The following is a 3,842-nucleotide window of genomic DNA, read 5'->3' on the forward strand; positions in this document are numbered from 1 at the left end:
AACCACCAAGCACAAAAATGTGCCTGGCTACCTTCTTTTTGCCCAAGCTCACGCAAAAAACGGCAAAAACAACGCCAAATGGCGTAAAAAACGTTAAATTACACTCAATTTATTTGGATTTCAACATAGAAGGCACAGAGGGCACGGAGATTATAGCGATTAGCGGCAATAACGTCAATCACGTTAATAACGTTAATAACGTTAATAACGTTAATAACGTTAATAGCGTTAATAGCGTTAATAGCGTTAATAGCGTCAATAACGACAATAACGTTAATAACGTGATTAACGAAAACCACGTTATTAACGAAATCTCTTAACCTTACTTGCCCAGGATCTTGTTGATCACGGCGTTGGCGTCGCTCACGTCAACTGTTCCGTTGCCGTCGGCATCGGCGCGGCCGCCGTATTTGCTGGCGTTATCCTTGCCCAGGATGATGTTGATGAGTATGTTGGCATCGGTGATATCGACGTTGCCGTCACCGTTCACGTCGCCCTTCTTGCCAGCGGGAGTGTCGGGCCACAGGCTGGTGTAGTAATTGTCATAGCTGCTACTGTGGTCCAGACTCAGGTAAGAACGACCCGGGCCCGTGTAATACGGCGTAGAAGTGTCTGATGGACGCCAGAATCTCTTTGTTGCGCAATTCCACACATAAGCACATGTGAGCGAGTTGACATCGACGTCGCCGGTTGCCGAAGCGCTGAGAACCGAAGTTCCACTGGCCGAAAGTGCTCGTGGAATTTTGTATATCGCGTATGGTTCGAGATCTGTCAGTATAACTCCAGTTTTGGCAGGCACTCTTGCAACCTTTTCCATCGTAATGGTATTGTTGTCACTTGAACAAGATGATGCCACATAGGCATTGACGTGAGCCGCTTCAAAATCAAGTGGGATGCACACACCTAGGTTGTAGTTGTCGTAGTCGGGCTGTACATAAATGTTAAGTGCGTCCAGAGGACTGATGCCGTCGTTCATGTTCCAGATTTTATAGTCTTGATACCAGTAGTTTCTATAAAACACTTGGTTGTGGACATAAATCTTGAAGTCGCTTGCATTGTTGCCATAGTATTGGCCTTCCCATGTGCGCGTGTTTGTGCCTAAGATGAGGAGTTCCTTGAGTTTCGTTGCATGGGTAAATGCGCCGAGGCCAAATTTAGTGCACGTCTTGGGAATGGTGAGCGAAGTGACCGATGAACCAGAGTAAGCGTGATGGCCTATACGTTCCAGTGCCGTCATCTCTGAAAGGTCGGTAGCAGTCAAATTAGCGAAGTTGGTAAAACAAGAGTCACCTATTTCGGTCACTAAATACTTCTTACCATTGTTAACCAGATAATTCGATCCCTTGAAATTGTCAGGTACTGAAATAGTGGGGCATCTAACGTAGTTAACCTTGCCGGCATATTCCACGCCATCTCGTGTGAATGCTTGATTGCTTACAATGGTTGCCGGTTCTTTGTATTCAGAGAAATCGGCAATAGACGAGTTTGTATGGGCAAAGTCGAATGCACCACCCGTGATATTGGCCGACTTGAATGCCTTGCCGCCATACTTGGTTTTGCCAACAGGTACATACAGCATGCATGTACTGGGCACATCTGTGAAGCGGAACTGCTCCCACTGAAGAGCCCACTGATTGAGGTATATTTCCTGAACCGACAGCATTCCACGGAATGCATCGGGCGACAAGTTCTTAACTGTGCTGGGAACAACAATTCTCTTAACCCCCGTACCATAGAAAGCATCGGCACCCAGAGTCAGCAAGCTCACGGGGAGGCAAATGTTGCCACTGAATTTTGTGGGTGTACCTAATCCGCTGGGGAAATCTCCGTTAAGTCTGCAGTCCATAAATGCATTTGCACCTATGTAACGCAACTTCTGTCCGAAATGGAATGCTACGAGATTAGAACATCCCTCAAAAGCCTGCTTTCCCACATAACTCGCATTTTTTAATGCAACATACTTGACTTGAGTATTGATAAACGCAGCATCGTCAATCGAATCAACAGCTTCGCCGCCATAGTATGACCAACTCTCAGTATCTGACAAAGAAGTCTTGGCTCGCGTTGCAATGCTGGTGAGTGCAAAATTCCTATCGCCCACGGTAATAGAATTGGGCAGTTTAACGATAGCATTAGGGTTGTTGTAATATTTGGGAGACTTAACCATCTTGCAGCGTCCGTCATAAGTTACGCCGTCAACGGCCTGGCATCTCTTAGTGCTGGTAATGGTTACTGCAATGTCATTATCATTGATCAAGTCAAACGATTCAATGCCATTGGCGTTATAATCTTCTACTTCATTCCATTTGCTGTTCTTATAAGCATCCTCACGGCCCAACGGCACATGGAGGTGCGGTTTTTTTGAGTCGACAAAAAGTCCCGTTACATATAGAGGCGTCTTTTTATTAACAAACAGGTGGGTAAGATTTTTACAACTGCGGAACGCATTGGTACCGATTGACTCAATAGTAGCAGGAATAATCACACCTTCAATACTCGAATTGGTAAAAGCATTCTCCTTGATGGTCTTGATGCCGTAAGGCAAAACGATCCAGGCCAGGCCAATAAAACCATTGAAAGCCTCAGTCTCTACAATGGTGGTCTTGGGGTGAACGCGAATAAGATAACCTTTATTACAATTAATTCCCTCAGGTGAATAAATTAGAGAATTGTAGTCCTTGGAGTAAAGCATGCGACCATCATCAGCATAGTACTGGTTGTCCTTGCTCACACTGTATTCAAACATAGATTTACAACCCATAAACGGCAAGCGGCCTATCGAAGTCACCGAAGCCGGGATATCGATGTAGCTGATGCTGGTCTTCTGGAAACAGAACGAATCAAGCTTTTGCACTCCTTCTCGCAAAGTGATTTTATTCAGCTTCTCACAACCCGAGAACGCCTGTTGGCCTATCTCCACGGCTCCACAAACGAGGGTCTGGAGATTGGTACACGATGCAAAGGCACCAGAACCTATCAGGTCTATCTTGTCGTTAATCGTTAACGAGACGATGTTTTCACATCCATAGAATCCCTTATCGAGGATTTTAGTCACGCGGTAGAATCTGGTAGGGTTACTGCCACGCGAGAGGAGGTTGGGGATGGTAAGGTCAAGCGACTGTGCGGCCTTGCCGGTAGCATTGAGGCCCACACAGGTAATCTCGCCATACTCAGCGCTGTTAACATACTCCTTAGTGATTAGATATGTACAATTCTGGAAATTGAAATCATCACCCACAGCAGCCGATGCCACGAGCGCTATGGTTGCACACAAGATAGAAAATAGTTTCCTCATATCAACGATATTTTATTCGATTATGCTAATTGATAATACTTACAAATTTAAGCAATTAACACAATACAACAAATCGCCATTTCGGTTTTTAGAGATTATTAACATTGCGGACTAGCGATTGTAACTATTCAGCAATGGTATTTTGGGTAATTTCCCCGCGCGGATCTCACTGATAACACAGATTTAATAATAACTGAAAGAAATTAAATTAATTAGAATTTTTCGTTTCGGGTGTTAAACCATTTGAGTCTCACTAATTTGCTCCGATTAGCGTCCTGCTGGACGCAGTGCTTGTCGCATTTCTTCCCCCCACCGCCACTTCGTTCGGCGGTGGGGGTTATTCAGGTATTGTCCTGCCGGACAAAGAATTAGCAATAATTACATTAACATGCGAAACTTGAGTTAAAATAATTTCTTATTCAGTTAAATCAGAGCAATCTGTTGTAACTATACTACAATAGATTTTTATCCGCGCGGGGATCTCACATGATTTTGTAATGAGAGGCTGAAAGCCGACACGCAGAACGCAGTTCTGCACATAACCCTG

At 44.7% G+C, this 3,842-nt stretch carries 1 protein-coding gene; it reads right to left on the reverse strand.

Features of this window, described 5'->3' with window-relative positions; all coding sequences use genetic code 11:
- Positions 1-322: 322 nt before the first annotated feature.
- On the reverse strand, positions 323-3,295 hold the full coding sequence (locus ACKI3C_RS06225) for a leucine-rich repeat protein (RefSeq protein ID WP_407403143.1): 2,973 nt from the start codon (positions 3,293-3,295) through the stop codon (positions 323-325).
- Positions 3,296-3,842: the final 547 nt, after the last annotated feature.

It is taken from the genome of Sodaliphilus sp., assembly GCF_045598405.1.
GTDB classification, from domain to species: Bacteria; Bacteroidota; Bacteroidia; order Bacteroidales; family Muribaculaceae; genus Sodaliphilus; species Sodaliphilus limicaballi.